Annotated in this window: 15 protein-coding genes and 1 pseudogene; 14 read left to right on the top strand and 2 right to left on the bottom strand. The window is 62.2% G+C overall.

Features of this window, described 5'->3' with window-relative positions:
* Positions 1 to 85: 85 nt before the first annotated feature.
* The 4 genes and pseudogenes from DXB86_RS05285 to DXB86_RS05300 form a co-directional block, all read left to right on the top strand.
* Positions 86 to 1,369, top strand: coding sequence for an O-acetylhomoserine aminocarboxypropyltransferase/cysteine synthase family protein (locus DXB86_RS05285; protein ID WP_117564967.1), 1,284 nt, complete (start codon positions 86 to 88; stop codon positions 1,367 to 1,369).
* A 144-nt stretch (positions 1,370 to 1,513) separates the two neighbouring features.
* Positions 1,514 to 2,818 (top strand): MFS transporter, encoded by a 1,305-nt coding sequence (locus DXB86_RS05290; protein ID WP_117736407.1) that lies wholly within the window; start codon positions 1,514 to 1,516, stop codon positions 2,816 to 2,818.
* A gap of 158 nt (positions 2,819 to 2,976) precedes the next feature.
* Positions 2,977 to 3,555: a xanthine phosphoribosyltransferase gene (locus DXB86_RS05295; protein WP_117736408.1), complete on the top strand. Its 579-nt coding sequence runs from the start codon at positions 2,977 to 2,979 to the stop codon at positions 3,553 to 3,555.
* Between the two features lie 155 nt (positions 3,556 to 3,710).
* Positions 3,711 to 4,019: pseudogene (locus DXB86_RS05300) on the top strand (peptide chain release factor-like protein); the annotation flags it as partial.
* A gap of 21 nt (positions 4,020 to 4,040) precedes the next feature.
* Here DXB86_RS05300 and DXB86_RS05305 read toward each other — a convergent pair.
* On the bottom strand, positions 4,041 to 5,003 hold the full coding sequence (locus DXB86_RS05305) for a diacylglycerol kinase family protein (protein ID WP_117736409.1): 963 nt from the start codon (positions 5,001 to 5,003) through the stop codon (positions 4,041 to 4,043).
* An 86-nt stretch (positions 5,004 to 5,089) separates the two neighbouring features.
* On the bottom strand, positions 5,090 to 6,511 hold the full coding sequence (locus DXB86_RS05310; RefSeq protein ID WP_199410995.1) for a chloride channel protein: 1,422 nt from the start codon (positions 6,509 to 6,511) through the stop codon (positions 5,090 to 5,092).
* A gap of 211 nt (positions 6,512 to 6,722) precedes the next feature.
* Here DXB86_RS05310 and glp point away from each other — a divergent pair, with 211 nt between their 5' ends.
* The 10 genes from glp (at position 6,723) to brnQ (ending at position 16,832) form a co-directional block, all read left to right on the top strand.
* On the top strand, positions 6,723 to 7,985 hold the full coding sequence (glp, locus tag DXB86_RS05315; RefSeq protein ID WP_117736455.1) for a gephyrin-like molybdotransferase Glp: 1,263 nt from the start codon (positions 6,723 to 6,725) through the stop codon (positions 7,983 to 7,985).
* 10 nt (positions 7,986 to 7,995) lie between these two features.
* Positions 7,996 to 8,475 carry a molybdenum cofactor biosynthesis protein B gene (locus DXB86_RS05320; RefSeq protein WP_117736410.1) on the top strand — a complete coding sequence of 160 codons (480 nt, stop codon included), beginning with the start codon at positions 7,996 to 7,998 and terminating at the stop codon, positions 8,473 to 8,475.
* A 202-nt stretch (positions 8,476 to 8,677) separates the two neighbouring features.
* Positions 8,678 to 9,550, top strand: coding sequence for a molybdate ABC transporter substrate-binding protein (gene modA, locus DXB86_RS05325; RefSeq protein WP_117736411.1), 873 nt, complete (start codon positions 8,678 to 8,680; stop codon positions 9,548 to 9,550).
* A gap of 68 nt (positions 9,551 to 9,618) precedes the next feature.
* On the top strand, positions 9,619 to 11,061 hold the full coding sequence (gene modB, locus DXB86_RS05330) for a molybdate ABC transporter permease subunit (protein ID WP_233504158.1): 1,443 nt from the start codon (positions 9,619 to 9,621) through the stop codon (positions 11,059 to 11,061).
* Positions 11,062 to 11,064: 3 nt separating this feature from the next.
* Positions 11,065 to 12,135 (top strand): sulfate/molybdate ABC transporter ATP-binding protein, encoded by a 1,071-nt coding sequence (locus tag DXB86_RS05335; RefSeq protein WP_117736412.1) that lies wholly within the window; start codon positions 11,065 to 11,067, stop codon positions 12,133 to 12,135.
* A gap of 126 nt (positions 12,136 to 12,261) precedes the next feature.
* Positions 12,262 to 13,311, top strand: a complete 1,050-nt coding sequence (selD, locus tag DXB86_RS05340) for a selenide, water dikinase SelD (protein ID WP_117736413.1) — start codon at positions 12,262 to 12,264, stop codon at positions 13,309 to 13,311.
* A 61-nt stretch (positions 13,312 to 13,372) separates the two neighbouring features.
* On the top strand, positions 13,373 to 13,999 hold the full coding sequence (gene yedF / locus DXB86_RS05345) for a sulfurtransferase-like selenium metabolism protein YedF (protein ID WP_117736414.1): 627 nt from the start codon (positions 13,373 to 13,375) through the stop codon (positions 13,997 to 13,999).
* 19 nt (positions 14,000 to 14,018) lie between these two features.
* On the top strand, positions 14,019 to 14,270 hold the full coding sequence (locus tag DXB86_RS05350; protein WP_117736415.1) for a DUF3343 domain-containing protein: 252 nt from the start codon (positions 14,019 to 14,021) through the stop codon (positions 14,268 to 14,270).
* A complete protein-coding gene (locus DXB86_RS05355) occupies positions 14,267 to 15,406 on the top strand; it encodes an aminotransferase class V-fold PLP-dependent enzyme (protein ID WP_117736416.1) in 1,140 nt (379 codons plus the stop codon). The genes DXB86_RS05350 and DXB86_RS05355 overlap by 4 nt, the downstream gene beginning before the upstream one ends.
* A 67-nt stretch (positions 15,407 to 15,473) precedes the next feature.
* Positions 15,474 to 16,832, top strand: a complete 1,359-nt coding sequence (gene brnQ / locus DXB86_RS05360; protein ID WP_117736417.1) for a branched-chain amino acid transport system II carrier protein — start codon at positions 15,474 to 15,476, stop codon at positions 16,830 to 16,832.
* Positions 16,833 to 16,856: the final 24 nt, after the last annotated feature.

Genomic DNA, 16,856 nt, shown 5'->3' on the forward strand with positions numbered 1-16,856 from the left:
ACCTACCTTGCGGATGGGTTGAGAGGGGTGCGGGGTAGCGGTATCGTGAACCGAATAAAATGTAACCCAGGCAAGGGAGCTAAATATGAGCGAGCAGACCATCGGTACCACGTGTGTTCAGGGCGGCTATCGCCCGGGCGATGCGGAGCCGCGCCAGGTGCCCATCTACCAGTCCACCACGTGGAAGTACGACACGTCCGAGCACATGGGCAAGCTGTTTGACCTGGAGGAGTCGGGCTACTTCTACAGCCGCCTGCAGAACCCCACGTGCGATCTGGTCGCTGCCAAGATCTGCGAGATGGAGGGCGGCACTGCCGCGATGCTCACGAGCTCGGGCATGGCTGCGAATTTCCTCGCGATCTTTAACGTGGCCGGTGCCGGCGATCACGTGGTCGCAAGCTCTGCCATCTACGGCGGTACCTACAACCTGCTCGCCCACACCATGGGTCGTATGGGTGTCACCTGCACCTTTGTTGCCCCCGACTGCACCGACGAGGAGCTCGAGGCAGCCTTCCGGCCCAACACCAAGCTCGTCTTTGGCGAGACGATCGCTAATCCCGCCCTCGCCGTGCTCGATATTGAGCGCTTTGCCAAGGCCGCGCATGACCACGGCGTGCCGCTGATGGTCGACAACACCTTCCCGACGCCCGTGATGTGCCGTCCCTTTGAGTGGGACGCCGACATCGTTACGCACTCCACCACCAAGTACATGGACGGTCACGCGGCCTACCTGGGCGGTGTGATTGTCGATCACGGTCAGTTTGACTGGATGGCCCATGCTGACAAGTTCCCGGGTCTCACCACGCCCGATGAGAGCTACCATGGCGTGACCTATGCCGAGAAGTTCGGTCGCGAGGGTGCCTTCATCACCAAGGCTACCGCGCAGCTCATGCGTGACCTTGGCCCCATGCAGAACCCGCAGGCGGCCTTCTTCCTGAACAGCTCGCTCGAGAGCCTGCATGTGCGCATGCCGCGTCATTGTGAGAACGGCCTGGCCGTTGCCAAGTTCCTGCAGAGCCATCCCAAGGTACGCTTTGTGAGCTATCCGGGCCTGGAGGGCGATAAGTACTATGACCTGGCTCAGAAGTACATGCCCAACGGTACTTGTGGCGTCGTGAGCTTTGGCTTTAACGGTGGTCGCGCGGCGGCCGAGACCTTTATGAAGAGCCTCAAGCTCGCCCAGATCGCCACGCATGTGGCCGACGCCCGCACTTGCTGCCTGCATCCTGCTAACGCCACGCATCGTCAGATGAACGATGAGGAGCTCATCGCCTGTGGCATCTCCGCCGACATGGTGCGCCTGTCGTGCGGCCTCGAGGACACGGCCGATCTGATTGCCGACCTTGAGCAGGCGCTCGAGCAGTGCTAGGCTAGCGTTCGCATAAGTCGCCGATGCCGACAGGGGGCTTCGGTGACCTTTACGTTCCGATTCCGTAGGCGGGACCCCAATCGCGGCTGTTTACAGGCGATTGGGGCCCCGTTTTTTTGCGTTGGGCCACTCGAAAGGATGGATATGGAGAAAACCGCAGAGCAGCTGCGCCGCGAGCACATCGCCCTAGAGGGCGACACCCATGGCAAGAACAAATGGGCGATTCTGTTTACCGTGCTCATCATGACGTTTATGGCGTGTCTGGATTCGACCGTCGTGACCGTGGCACTGCCCGTGATGCAAAAGGAGCTGGGCGTGGGCCTCGATCGCATTCAGCTGGTGAGCTCGGTGTATCTGCTTGCGACGTGCGTGGCCATGTTGCCGTTTGGTCGTTTGGGCGACGTGCGCGGCAAAGTGGGCGTGTTCCAGCTGGGTGTCATCGTTTTTACGCTCGGCTCGCTGCTGTGTGGCCTTTCGGCCTCGCTCGAGGTTCTTATTCTGGCGCGCATCGTTCAGGGCGTCGGTTGCGCAGCGGCCATGGCAAACAACATGGGCATCATCACCGAGTCGTTTCCAGCGCGCGAGCGCGGCCGTGCCATGGGCATCCTTGCGACCTTCGTGGCCCTCGGCATGATGTGTGGTCCTGTGCTTGGCGGCATGCTGGTGGCGAGCTTTCCCTGGGAGAGCATCTTCCTCATCAACCTGCCCATTGGCGTTATCTCGTTTATCGTGGGGCTCTACACGTTGCCGCATGTTAAGCCGGAGGCCGGCGAGCGCCCCATGTCCCTGATCGAGGCCGCTCGTCGCTGCTTTGCAAATTCGGCCTTCACCATCAACCTTGCCTGCATGCTCATCGTATTCGTTGGCATTGGCGCATCCGAGTTTATCCTGCCGTTCTATTTTCAGGACGCCCATGGCTTTGGTTCCGACATTTCCGGACTGCTCTTTTTGGCGCTTCCGATGGTGAATGCTTTTATCGGCCCGCTTTCGGGCACGATATCCGATCGTATTGGTTGCGAGGGCCCCACGGCGGTCGGCCTGGGTGTGTACGTATGCGGTCTCTTTGCGGTAAGCACGCTCGACGAGCACTCCTCCATCCCTGTGATCGTGTGCTGTGTCGCGTTTATGTCGTGCGGCACGTCGATTTTCCAGAGTCCCAACAACTCGCTGTATATGGGCTCGGCTCCGCGCGAGGCACTCGGTTTTGCGGGCAGCTTGGGCAGTTTGGCGCGCTATGCCGGCATGGCAGTGGGCATTACGGCGGCGTCGCATATCCTGTATGGGCAGATGAGCGTGGCGATGGGCGAGGCCGTGACCAGTTTCGTTGCAGGCCGTTCGGATGTGTTCTTATTTGGCTTTCGCTCGGTGTTCTACGTGCTCATGGCTGTGGCCGCTGTGGGCTTTGCGCTCGCCATGGTGCGTTTGGTGAAGATGCGCGCCCGCCATTAGCGTGTTGGGAGGCTGCCTGCCACGTATTCGCGCCGTCCCAAAAAGACTGGTTTGTGGTGCGATGTGGCTTGTGGGACGGGCGGGGGTCGGTCCGTGGTAGACTATCGAACAACGTTTATTAATCGCGCGGTATCGTTGCCGCGAGAAGGGGTTGCGCCATGCAGGAGCTTGAGGATCGTATTCGCCATGACGGCATCGTAAAGGCCGGTAACGTCCTTAAGGTTGATGCCTTCCTCAACCACCAGTGCGACGTTGAGCTGTTCGACCATATGGGCGCCGAGTGGGCCCGTCTGTTCAAGGATGTCGAGATCAACAAGATCCTGACGATCGAGGCCTCGGGCATTGGCATGGCTTGCATTGCCGCTCAGCACTTTGGCGGCGTGCCGGTGGTCTTTGCCAAGAAGGCACAGTCCATCAACCTCGACGGCGAGCAGTACGCTACGACCATCTACTCCTTTACCAAGCAGAAGGAGTACCCCGTCATCGTGGGCAAGCGCTTCCTTTCCGAGGGCGATAAGGTCCTGATTATCGACGACTTCCTGGCCAACGGCTGTGCGCTCGAGGGTCTTATCAAGATCTGCGAGGCTGCGGGTGCCGAGGTGTCCGGCATTGGCATTGCGGTGGAGAAGGGCTTCCAGGGCGGTGGCGATAAGCTCCGCGAGCGCGGCTTCCGCGTTGAGAGCCTGGCCCGTATCGCCGATATGGACTGCGATAACGGCGAGATCACCTTCGCCTAAGCGCGCGACACAAGCGATTGGTATGCGATGTGACAAAGGGACTGTCCCTTTGTCACATTTTTTGTATGAGGGGAGGTGTTGATATGGACGAGAACAAGATGGGATGGCGCGAGTATACGCGCTATGCCGAGATGTCGGCCGAGGAGCTGGCGCGCGATTGCGAGGTGCAGGTGTTTCATGCGACGGGTCCGGGCGGCCAGGGCGTGAACACGACGGACTCGGCGGTGCGCATGAAGCATATCCCTTCGGGGATTACCGTGACGGCGCGCGAGAGCCGCAGCCAGTTCCAGAATCGCGCGAGCTGCCTGCGCAAACTACGCGCCGAGCTCGAGCGTCGCGGGCGTCCACCGCGCCGACGCGTAAAGACCAAGGTGCCCCAGCGCTCCCGCCAGCGTAGACTCAACGACAAGCACTTCAACGCCATCAAAAAGGCCAACCGCCGCAAGCCGAGCAGTGACGAGTAGTCGATTGCCCCGCTGGCCTTGCTAGCGGGTAGGGTGCCAAACTTGGAGGGCGCTGCCGAGGACGTCGACCTCGATGCGCGAGGCGTCAACGGGCTCGCCGTCGGCCTGGATGGGGTAGTCGGGCTCCTCAAAAGTTAGCTCGGCATGGCGGCAGCGGCGCATGCGAACCGGTGGCAACTTGGTATGGTGGCCGTCCTTGGCCGAAAGGAACATAGGCAGGGCTACCGCGCGAGGGACGGGGCCGCAGGCGTAGCAGACGTCGAGCATGCCGTCGCAGGGGTCGGCATCGGGGCAGATGCGATAGCCCGAGCCATAGGTAGGACCAAGCTGAATCGCCATGATGATCGCCCTCACGCGCTCGGCGGGCGCGCCGTCAAAGCTGACTGTCATGGGGTAGTTGCGGTAGCGCAGGCCAAACTGCTCAAGTCCCGAAAGGGTGTAGAGCGGCGCGCCCGTCAAGCCGGTCTTTTTGCGCAGCTCAGTGGTGCCCAGGCCGATGGCGGCATCGATGCCGACCGAAAGCGTCTGGTCGTAGTACTCAACGGTAGCCTCGCCGCTGCCGCTCGCAGGGCTCCACGAGCGAATGCGCCCGATGTCCTGACGCTGCAGCTCGCAGGTGAGCAGCGCGCCATAATCCTTGCCGGAGAAATCGTTGATGCCGAGCGTCTGGGCAAAATCATTGCCGGAGCCCACGGGCAGGACGGCAAGAGCGGGGCGGGCGTCCTCCTTTTGCGTCATAAGCCCGTTGACGACCTCGTGAATCACGCCGTCGCCGCCGAGTGCGATAACGGTGCGATAGCCCTGAGCCTGTGCGGCCAGCTCCTTGGCGTGTCCCATACGCTCGGTCAACACCAGGTCAAACTGGGATGCGCGTGCAGTCATGTCCAAAAAGCGTTGCAGGCGCTCGGCAACTTCGCGTGCCGCACCCGACTGGGCGGCTGGGTTGGCGATGATGAGCGTGCGACCAAAATCAGTTGCGTGCATGGGGCGACTCCCGGCGTGTGACATGACAGTGCGGTCGCGCTCAGGTCGAATTAGCCCCGATTGTGGCTGCACGGCGATAATTACATCTACTCTATCAGGTCGTTGTGGCGCTCGATAGCATCCGCTACCGTACCTCCCTCATCCACAATAAGCGAGCGGCGCTTGGGTGAGATGATGCGCTGGGCGGGGTACACGCCGCGGTGTCCGCCGGTTAGGTAGCTGATAAAGGCCACGATGACAAAGAACCCGGCAGCCGTGCCGTGGAACAGGTCGATGGCCATCATGCAGGTGGTGATGGGCACGTTGAGGCCGGCGCAGAACACGCCGAGCATGCCGAGAGCCGCCATAAAGCTCGGGTCGAGTCCAGCGAGGCAGCCAATCCATCCGCCGAGCGCCGCACCGATGCCAAACAGGGGCGTGACCTCGCCGCCTTGGAAGCCCGCGCCCAGGGTAAGCGCTGTGACGACCAACTTGATGGCTGCGTCCGCCAGGGTGGTGTTGCCTGCAAATCCGGCGCCGGAAAGCCACGTGGAAAGGCCGGCGTAGTCCCAGGCGTCAAGGAGGGCATAGGCGGCCAAAACCACGAGTGCGCCCACGAGTGCGCGAGTAAGGTAATTGGTGATAAAGCGACCGTAAAGGCTTTTGACGGTTCGAACCGACCAGGCAAAGAGGCGTGCCGTCAGACCGAAGATAATTGCGCTGATAACAACGATGACAACCGTCCGCGGTGTCATGTTGGGAACGCTGGCGATGACATTCGCCTCGTACTCGGTTCCCAAGGCAAGTGACGTAAAGTAGCCGGTAAACGAGGCGACCAGGCAGTAGATGCCCGCGGTGTAGTCGATCTTGCCGATAAAGCACATCTCCATGCCAAAGAAAGCTCCAGCAAGGGGCGAGCCGAATACGGCGCCAAAGGCCGACGAGATGCCGGCGAGCATGAGGTCGTGGTGGTCATGTTTTTTGAGGTGGGCGAGGTTCGAGATGTTGCTGGCGATGGTGCCGCCAATCTGCACCGCGGCCCCCTCGCGACCGGCAGATCCGCCCGTTAGGTGCGTGAGCGTGGAGCAGACGAAGGTGAGAACGGCCATGCGCATATGGATGAGGCGTGTGCCCAGAGCGGAGTCGATGACCAGGTTGTTACCGCGTTTGGCGGCAAGGCCGTGGTTTTTGTACACCCATGCGGTGGCAACGCCCACAACGGGAAGCAAGGCGTAGACCCATGCATGGTGCTCGCGATAGTCGGTCGCGATATTCAGCGAGGTCAAAAACGCCCAGGCGGCAACGCCCATGGCGAGCGAGACGATGACGACGAGTGCGAGCAACTTGGCGCTCGCGAGTAGGTTGCGGGCGTTGCGGCGCGTGTCGGCAGCCAAGAGATGCTCGGAGCGGGTGAGCTGATGCCTGCCGGCCATGATGACGTCGTTAAGGGAGAAAAAGCCGCCGTCGTCGAGCGACTGGGAATGATCCTGCGCCTCGTTAGCGCTTTCGGGTTTGTCGGTAAAAGCCATACGTTCCTCTTCTTGATTGCAACACGAGCATTATAGAACGTGCCAAACGTGACAAACCGGCTGGTTGGTTTTGGTTCTGTTTCGCCGTCCGTTACCGACAGGTGTATTCGTGGGCACGGGCCGTGTCGCCGTCGTGCGGCGGGGGATTATACTGAGATAAACATAAAGAATCGGCGCCCGTGATGTGCGCCGTTGCATGCTAGAGGTGTATATGGCAGAGAAACTCATTCCGTTGGAGGACGCACAGGCGATCGTCTTGTCGCACGTGAATCGCACCGAAGTTGTCGAGATTCCCGTGTGGCAGGCTGCCGGTCTTCCCTTGGCAGAGGACGCGGTGGCCGATATCGACATCTCGCCGTTTGCTAACAGCGCTATGGACGGATATGCCGTGCGCTCGGCGGATTTGGCGCAGGGATCTGGCGAGGCGCCGGTGACGCTCGACGTTATCGGACACGAGGCCGCGGGCCATGTGTTTGAGGGCACAATTGGCGCGGGCGAGACGGTCCGCATCATGACGGGCGCACCGGTACCCGAAGGTGCCGATGCCGTGGTGAAGTATGAGATCGTCGATGTGCTCGTCGGTGACGGCAACGAGGGTTCGCGTGTGAGGTTCTCGGCGCCTGCCAAGGTAGGGGAGAACGTTCGCTCTGCCGCCGAGGAGGCCCATGCCGGCGATGTTGTGATGCACGCCGGCGAGGTCGTGGCTCCGGCGGGCGCCGGCTTGTTGGCGAGCGCCGGGTGTGCGAGCGTGAAGGTCCATGCCGCTCCGCGCGTGGGCATTATCTCGCTGGGCACGGAGCTGGTCGCGCCGAGCGAGCTGCCGGCACGCGGGCAGATTCGCGATTCCAATTCCTCGGCGTTAATGGCCGAGGTGCTCGATGCTGGGGCCGACCCAGTGTTCTACGGCATTGCGCCCGACGACGAGCGGGCGATTGCCGAGCTGGTGCACCGCGCCGCGCAAGAGTGCGATTTTGTCATTACGAGCGGTGGCGCCTCGGCTGGCGACTATGACTACGTGACGGCGCTGGTTCGGCGCGAGGGCGAGGTGCTGTTCGATCGCATTTCGTTGCGTCCCGGCAAAGCCATTACGTTTGGCCTGCTCGGCGGCAAGCCCAATCTGGGGCTTTCGGGCAACCCCGCGGCGGCATACGTGGGCTTTGAGATGCTCGCCCGCCCGGCGATTCGCAAGATGCGCGGCTTTGCCGAGGGTGCGCGTCCCGTGCAGCAGGCGGTTCTTACCCACGGCGTGAAGAAGCGACAGGACCGACGCTTCTATGATCGCGCCACGGTTGCGCGCGATACGCAGACGGGTGAGCTTACGGTCACCGAGGCGCACAGCCAGAACTCGGCGCTGCTCGGAACCATGCAGCGTGCGAACTGCCTGTTGCGCATCAACGAGGGTCCGTGCGATCTTGAGCCGGGCGACGTCGTGGATGTCGTCCGTGTCGATCTGCCCGAGGGCGCCGTGCTGTAGGAGGAATGCTATGGAGTTGAAGATTTCGATCGTGACGTGCTCGGATACGCGCGATCTTGCCCAGGACGAAGCAGGCGCTGTGCTCGAGGAGCTCATCGCGGCGCAGGGCTGGATGGTTGCCTCGCATACGGTGGTGCATGACGATGTTGACGAGATCGGTGCTGCCATTGTGGCTGCGGCCGACGATTGCCAGGCCAACGTGGTCATCACCTGCGGCGGCACGGGGCTTTCGATGCGCGACGTGACGCCCGAGGCGACGCGTGCCGTCTGCGACCGCGATGTGCCGGGTATTGCCGAGGCGATCCGTGCATACTCTATGACCAAGACGCGCCGTGCCATGCTTTCGCGCGCCGTGTGCATGCAGCGTGGGGCTGCGCTTGTCATCAACTTTCCGGGATCCACGAAGGCGGCTCGCGAAAGCTGGGAGGCCGTGAGCGACCAGCTGGAGCACGCGGCCCACATGACGGCGGGCGGTGGACACGCTCGCTAAACTGCTTGCCTGTAGCGGAGTGACCTTATGGGTCGCTCCGCTTTTTTAAGCGGCGACAACGCGAGCGTCTTGCGGCTATCGGTATAAGAAATTATCAAACGATAATTTCTTATCACAAGCATTATTCGCGCTAAAGTATAATTCAATTACAGGATAAAGCCCGCGGCGGGGTGCCCGGGCGTAGCGCTCGAAAGGGTTGAACATGTTCGATATGGTTTCTCGCCGCGGATTCGTCTCGCTTTCTGCTGTCGCCGCTGCCGGCCTTGGCCTTGCTGGCTGCTCGGGCAACAAGACGTCTGAGCCGGCCGGCTCCGATGCGGGTTCTGCCAAGACTTCTTTCAAGAAGGCCGTCGGGCTGCAGGTGTTCGCCGCCAACTCGCTCGAGAAGGCTCTGCCCGAGGTTCAGAAGCTCTACACCGAGCAGACGGGTACCACCTTTGCCGACACGCAGTTTAAGGCGTCCGGCGACCTTGTCGAGCAGATGCGCGCCGGCGCCGCGGTTGACGTGCTCATCACGGCCTCCAAGGGCACTATGGACGACGCCGAGGCCGCCGAGCTCGTCGACGCCGACACGCGTGAGGACATGTTCGTCAACGACCTCGTGATTATTCGTGCCGAGGGCTCCGACACCAAGGTCGAGGCCATCGCCGACGTCGCGAACCTGGACGGCAAGATTGCCGTCGGCGACGCTAAGACCGTTCCCGCCGGCAAGTATGCCAACCAAGCGCTGGCTTCTGTTGGGCTCTACACCGGTACCGAGGGCGACGACGGCGAGTATGCACCCGAGCTCGCCGACAAGGTGGCCCTGGCCGACAAGGTCGGCACCGCCGCAGCTTACGTCTCTACGGGCGACTGCGTGGCCGGCTTTGTCTACAGCTCCGACATCTTCCGCTACGACGGCATCGAGGAGGCCTTCGTGTGCCCCGAGGATTCGCACAAGCCCATCGTGTATCCGGGTGCCGTTGCCGAGAGCTCCGAGCACGCCGACGAGGCCAAGGCGTTCATCGACTTCTGTCTGACCAACAAGAAGGCGCAGAAGATTTGGGCTAAGTACGGATTTGAGCTTTCCGCGTAGTGCGGCTTGGAGCGATAATCCCATCGTTTTGTCTTTTGCCCTGTCCTCGTCTTTCCTTGGAGCGTTTCGTGCGTAATAGATTTCGCATTCTTGTCGCCTGTGCTTTGACGCTCGCGCTTTGCTGGGTGCCGGGATGGGCGTTTGCCGGTGGTACTGAGGGCGGGGCCCAGGTTGCCGTGACCGCCAAGGGGCTTTCTTATGGGCTCGATGGTTTTGAACGGTTAGCCAAGGGGACCGCCCGTGTCATGGAGGGCCAGCCCGAGGGCTATCGGTTTCCCGTTGAAGGGGACACGGACCTCATAGTGGCGCCTGCTGCCGATCGCGTTGTGGTGTGGGTATCGCCCAAGGCGGTCGAGAAGTATGGATTGGATCCGCAGGACAACGAGTGCGCATCGGGTCTCAAGGCTCTCGTCTGCGAGCTTGACGGCGCAAACTGCATGGGAGGCGCACGGCTGGAAGACATGGATCTTCCTTGGTATGCCACGACGGAAGCGGCGTTTAATGTCGGTGGGTATACCTATGCCTTTGATGAGCGCGGTGCGAATGGGGACCGCTATGTGGTCATCGCATCAGCCTCGGGTGATGCCAAGGGCGGCGCGCGTTGGCTTGATAGCGCTCAAATCGTGGAAGCATCATCCGTTGTGATGCAAGATGAACGGGAGCCCTTGGCGTCCCTTGTCGCCTTTTTGACCGGCATCGACTATCGCCCGTTTTGGGTGTCCATTAAAACGAGTGGCCTTGCCCTGGTGATTGCCTTTGCGCTGGGCCTGTTTGCCGCGTGGAAGACTATGGGTACCTCGAGTCGCATCAAGGGCCTGCTCGATTCAGTCTTTACGATTCCTATGGTGCTGCCGCCCACGGTCTGCGGCTTTCTGCTCCTCATGCTGTTTGGCCGCTCGACCGGTGTCGGCCAGTGGCTGATCGCGCACGGCATCTCGATCGTTTTTACCTGGCCCGCGGCGGTTATTTCGGCCGTCGTTGTGTCGTTCCCGCTGGTCTACCGCACAGCGCTCGGAGCCTTTGAGAGCCTCGACACGCAGATGCTCGACGCCGCACGAACCCTGGGATGGTCTGAGCATCGCATCTTTACCAAGCTTATGATGCCGCTTGGCTGGCCTTCGATTGCCGCCGGCACGGTGCTCGCCTTCGCGCGTGCCATGGGCGAGTTTGGCTGCACCCTGTTCTTTGCGGGCAACTACGCCGGCATTACCCAGACCATCCCCATCGCCATCTACTTTGAGTGGATGGGCGGCAACACGTCGGTGGCTCTCTTTTGGGTCGTCGTCGTGATCGTGTTTAGTTTTTTGGTCATTCTGTTCATTAACATGTACACCGCGCATTCGCAAAAGTATCGCGAGCGGGGCCTTTCCCGTGCGGAGCGCAAGCAGGCCAAAGAGCTCGTCGGACAGGGCGATTCGCTCGACCCGGTGGGCGGCGATGCCTTGCGTATCGATCGCGAGGCGCTGGCCGAGCTCATGCGCGATGACGCAGCACCGCAGGGAGGTCGATAAGCTATGTCGCTCGTTTTGGATATCAAAAAACGCTATCCCGGGTTTATGCTCGACATGCAGCTTGAGGCCGGCGAGGAGCGTGTGGCGCTCCTGGGCGCCTCGGGTTGCGGCAAGAGCTGCACGTTGCGCTGCATTGCCGGCGTGGAGACACCCGACGAGGGCAAGATCGTCGTCAACGGCATGACCTTTTTTGACTCTGCGACGGGCATCAACCTTTCGCCCCAGGAGCGAAAATGCGCCCTGATGTTTCAAAACTATCAGCTGTTCCCTAATATGACGGTGGCCGATAACGTGTGCGCCGGCGTTGAGGGTGCAGGCGACGCCGCAGCGCGCAGACAACTTGCCGAGCGCTACCTGGGTATCTTTGGACTGGTCGACTTTGCCGACCGTTATCCCGCGCGCCTCTCGGGCGGCCAGCAGCAGCGTGTGGCGCTTGCTCGCATGGTGGCGGCACACCCGGGCATTTTTATGTTCGACGAGCCCATGAGCGCGCTCGACGCGTATCTCAAGAGCGCGCTTGAGCAGAACATGCTCGACCTGTTCGATGTGTGCAACCGTACCGTGCTCTACGTGAGCCACGACATCGACGAAGCATGCCGTCTGTGCGAGCGCATCTGCGTGATGCACAACGGGCATGTTGAGGAGGTCGGCTCCGTCGAGGACGTGGTTCGACGCCCGCAAACGTTGGCCGCGCTGCGCTTGACGGGCTGCAAGAACACAAGCCGTGCGCGCAAGATCGGGCTTCAGGAAGTTGAGGCCCTGGACTGGGGCATGACCTTCAACGTGGGCCGTGAGGTTCCCGATAACGTGGCGTACCTGGGTATTCGTGCGAGCTACTTCCATGTGGACAACCGTGCCGAGCGGGGTCGCAACAGCTATGACCTGCACGTGGCCCGAGTGAGCGATTCGCGTTTTGAGCGCTTGGTGCTGTTGGACGTGCCACGTGTCGATGCGCCCACGCGTCTGCAGTGGAAGGTCAACAAGGTGAGCGTGGCTTCCGACGAGCTGCCGCAGGCCGACGAGACCCTGCGCATGCACTTCGATGCCAAGAGAATTCATCTGGTTTGTCGATAATGTGACAAAGGGACAGTCCCTTTGTCCCTTCTGCTGCGTCGCGTAGGGGTTGCGATACGCCGTCCGCTCGCGGCGCCACCATGCGTATACTGGGAGGAAAAGATTGACCTATGAGAGGAGGGATCGATGGCTGACGATTTCATCAAGCTCACGCAGATGACCGCTGCCTCTGGTTGAGCCGCTAAGTTGGCTCCTGGAGCCCTCGCCCAGGTCCTGGGCGACTTACCCAATGTGCATAACGACAACCTGCTCGTGGGGTTCGATACCTCCGACGATGCGAGCGTTTTCCGCGTTGGCGAGAACTTGGGTCTCGTGCAGTCCATCGACTTCTTCCCGCCGATGGTCGACGATCCCTATCTGTTCGGCCAGATCGCCGCGGCCAACTCGCTGTCGGACATCTACGCCATGGGCGGGCGGCCGAGCCATGCCATGAACTTGCTGTGCATTCCCAATTGCCTGGGCGTTGAGGTTGCCGGGCAGATTCTGGCGGGTGGCGCCGACAAGTGCGTCGAGGCCGGCTGCTCCATCGCGGGCGGTCATACCATCAACGACGACGAGCCCAAGTATGGCCTGTCCGTGAGCGGCTTTGTCGCGCTCGACCGCATGCTCGCCAACAGCGGCGCGCACGTGGGCGATGTTCTGCTGCTGACCAAGGCGGTCGGCTCGGGCATCATCACCACGGCCATTAAGGGCGAGCTCATCGAGCAGGACGAGGCCGCAGCCATGTTTGACTCGATGCGCACCCTCAACGAGGCGCCGATTCGTCTGGCCGAGGGACTTGAGCTTCACGGCTGCACCGATGTCACGGGTTTTGGCTTGATCGGGCACGCGTGCGAGATGGCCGAGGGCTCGGGTGTGCAGATCGAGCTTACGTCGGGGGCGGTGCCGCTCTTTGATCAGGTGCTCGACATGGCACGTCTGGGCATTATCCCCGCGGGTTCCTACCGCAACCAGGACTTCTTTGGCCCGCGTGTGGCTGCCGACGAGGACCTGGAGCCGGGCATGTTGGATGCGCTGTACGATCCGCAGACCTCGGGTGGTTTGCTCATCGCGGCGCCTGCTGCCGATGTGGATGGGCTTGCGCGTTGTCTGCATGCCGAGGGGCGCATCGCGGCCGTTGTCGGGCGCGTGTGCGAGGCGGAGCCGGGCGGTCCTGCCGTCCGCGTTGTTCGCTAGCCCGCACGTTTATGTAACTGTTTGCCGTTCTCTAGAACGGCTCTTTCGAAAGGAATTTGCTATGTCTTCCAAGATTGAAGTCAATGCCATGGGCGATGCCTGCCCGCTGCCCGTCGTCAAGACGCTCAAAGCTCTGAAGCAGCTCGATGGCGAGGGCGCCGTCGTGACCTCGGTCGACAACGAGACCGCCGTCAAGAACATCTCCAAGATGGCGCAGGAGAAAGGCTGCACGGCCTCGGTCGAGAAGGTTTCTGACGCCGAGTGGCACGTGACCGTGGCGACCTCTGGCGCCGTTGCCATGGCCGATCCCGAGCAGGATGGCGCTGCCTTCTGTGATGCCAGCGCCGGCAAGGGCAGGCTCGTCATTTCCGTCTACACCGACTGCATGGGCCGTGGCGACGACGAGCTGGGCCACAAGCTCATGAAGGCGTTTATCTTTGCCGTGACGCAGCAGGAGGAGCTGCCCGCGACCATGCTGTTCTACAACGGCGGCGCCAAGCTCACCGTCGAGGGCTCGCCGGTGCTCGATGACCTGAAGGGCCTGGCGGAGCAGGGTGTCGAGATTCTCACCTGCGGCACCTGCCTCGATCACTTTGGCATTAAGGATCAGCTCGCGGTGGGTGAGGTCACGAACATGTACGTGATCGTGGAGAAGATGGAACAGGCCGTGCGCGTCGTGCGTCCGTAGCGTATTGGTTGGAGTTGCCATGAGGGAGAAGCGCCCGGCGCTTGTCATCACGTTTCCCACCACGGCGGCCGCCATGGGCTGCGAGTCCCTGTGCATCGAGCGCGGCCTTCCCGGGCGAACGATTCCCGTGCCCGGGGAGGTCGCTGCCGGCTGCGGCCTGGCGTGGAAGGCGTTGCCTGCCGATGAGGAGCTGCTGCGCAGCGAGCTTACCGCGGCGGGCGTTCCCACCGAGGGCTATACCGTGATTGATATGTGGGAGGTCGTGCGATGATCTACCTGGATAACGCGGCGACGACCATGCACAAGCCTCAGACGGTCATCGATGCCGTGACGCAGGCGATGTGCTCGCTCGGCAATGCCGGGCGCGGTGCCACGTCGGGTGCCCTCGATGCCGCTCGTAGGATTCACGCTTGCCGTGCCAAGCTCGCGCGCCTTTTGGGCTGCCCGAGGGCGGACCATGTGTGCTTTACGCCCAACTCCACGGCGGCGCTCAACACCGCCATCAATGGCGTGCTGCGTCCCGGTGACCGCGTGGTCACGACGGTGCTCGAGCACAACTCCGTGCTGCGTCCGCTCAACCGCCTGGCGGCAGAGCAGGGTGTGACGGTTGAGCATGCGAGCTGTGATACCAACGGCGTGCTCGACTACGACGAGCTCGAGCGGCTGGTCACGCCCGGTACGCGTGCTGTGGTGGTGACGCACGCCTCCAATGTGACCGGCAACGCGGTCGACATTGCGCACGTGGCGGCCATGGCCAATGCTGCCGGCGCGCTGGTGATCGTCGACGCCTCGCAGTCTGCCGGCGCGATGCATATCGATATGCAGGCCATGGGGCTCGACGTAGTGTGCTTTACTGGCCACAAGGGACTCATGGGTCCGCAGGGGACCGGCGGGCTGGCCGTGGCGGAGGGCATTGACGTGACGCCGTGGGCCATGGGCGGCACGGGCGTGCACAGCTTCGATGCGCTGCAGCCGCTTGAGTGGCCCACGCGCCTTGAGGCGGGCACGCTCAACGGCCACGGCATCGCGGGACTTTCCGCAGGTCTCGACTTTATCGAGGCGCAAGGCGGGGTCGAGGCGATCGCGGCGCATGAGCGGGCACTGGCGGATCGCTTTCTCGCTGGCGTGCGCGAAATCCCGGAGATCAAGCTCTACGGCGCCTTCGACCAGCCAGCACGCTCGGCGATCGTCTCGCTCAACGTGGGCGATATCGATTCGGCCGAGATCTCGGATGCGCTCATGCAAGGGTGGGGGATTGCGACGCGCCCCGGCGCCCACTGCGCTCCGCTCATGCACCGCGCGTTGGGGACCGAGCGCCAGGGTGTCGTTCGCTTCTCGTTTGGGTATTTCAACACAGACGAGGAAGTTGACGCCGCGATTGAAGCTTTGCGCGATTTAGCTTGCTAAAGCGTATATACTTGCGGGACGGGTCTTTTGCCCGTCCCGTTTTTGTTTTGACTCGAAAGGTGGTCCCATGGCTTCATCCGCTCCGCGCGGTCTGCGCTCCGACCATGTCGTCACCGTCGGCATCGCTCTGTTCTCGATGCTCTTTGGCGCCGGCAACCTCATTATTCCGCCGCTGCTGGCGCTGCAGGCAGGTTCCGCCACGCCGGTCGCCATGTTCGGCTTTCTAATTGCCGCCATCGGCCTGCCCGTCATGGGCTTTATCGCCGTGGCGCTTGCCGGAACGGCGCGCGAGCTTGCTGGCCGCGTGCACCCCAAGTTTGGCGAGTTCTTTGTCGCGGCGGTGTATCTGGCCATTGGCCCGTGCCTGGCCATTCCGCGTACGAGTTCCACGGCCTTCGAGATGCTGGTGCCGCTGTTGCCCGAGGGCGTCTCGCTCGGCACGGCGCGCCTGGTGTTTGCCGTCGGCTTCTTCGTCGTCGCGTTTGCGCTCACGCTGCGCCCGGGCGTCATCACACGCGTGCTCGGCCGCATTACGGGCCCCGCGCTCATTGCCCTTATCGTATTGGTCGTGGGTGCCGCCATGGTCTCGCCGCTGGGCCCCGCCGCCGCGCCGCAGGCTCCCTATGATGCCGGTGCTGCCGTGCAGGGCTTTTTGACCGGCTACCAGACCATGGACCTGCTCGCGTCGCTCGCCTTTGGCATCATCATCGCCGAGACCATCCACGAGCTGGGCGTTACCGATGACAAGCGCGTGGCCTTCGAGATTTCGCGCTCCGGCGTGATCGCCGGCGTGCTCATGGCCATCATCTACTGCGGCTTGGGACTTGCCGGTATGCAGCTCGGCACCGTGATGCCCGACGCTACCAACGGCGCCGCCATCCTCGCCCGTTCGGCCTCCATGCATTTTGGGCTTGCCGGCACGGTCGTGGTCTTCGCCATCTTCTTCCTTGCCTGCATGAACGTGTGCATTGGCCTTATCAGCTGCTGCTCGCGCTACTTCTGTGAGACGTATGTGGTCGAAGGGGGAGCAGAGGCTTCCGAGGAGGCCATGCGCCGCCCCTTTGCGGTTCTCGCCTTTGTGTTCGCAGCGTTTTCGTGCGTGCTCTCCAACGTGGGCCTCGACGTGATTCTTATGTTCTCGGTGCCCATGCTCAACGCCCTGTACCCCGTCGCCATCGTGCTGGTGCTTATGGGTCTGGTGCACGGTTTTTGCGACGCGCATCCGCAGGTGTGGGTCTGGGTCGGCGGCGTTGTCGCAGTGCAGAGCGTGATTACCTCGGTCCGCGATGCGTTCTTTACGGGCGCGTGGCTGCCGTTCGATGCGCTGCCGCTGGCAGACATTGGAGCCGCGTGGGCGCCGGTTGCCGTGGTGGCGTTTGTGATCGGCCTGCTCCACAGCCGGTTTGTCGTACATTCGAGGAGCTAGGGTATCGTCGCTTGCACAGGCGGG

The sequence above is a fragment of the Collinsella sp. OM06-18AC genome, from assembly GCF_003438785.1.
Lineage (GTDB): Bacteria > Actinomycetota > Coriobacteriia > Coriobacteriales > Coriobacteriaceae > Collinsella.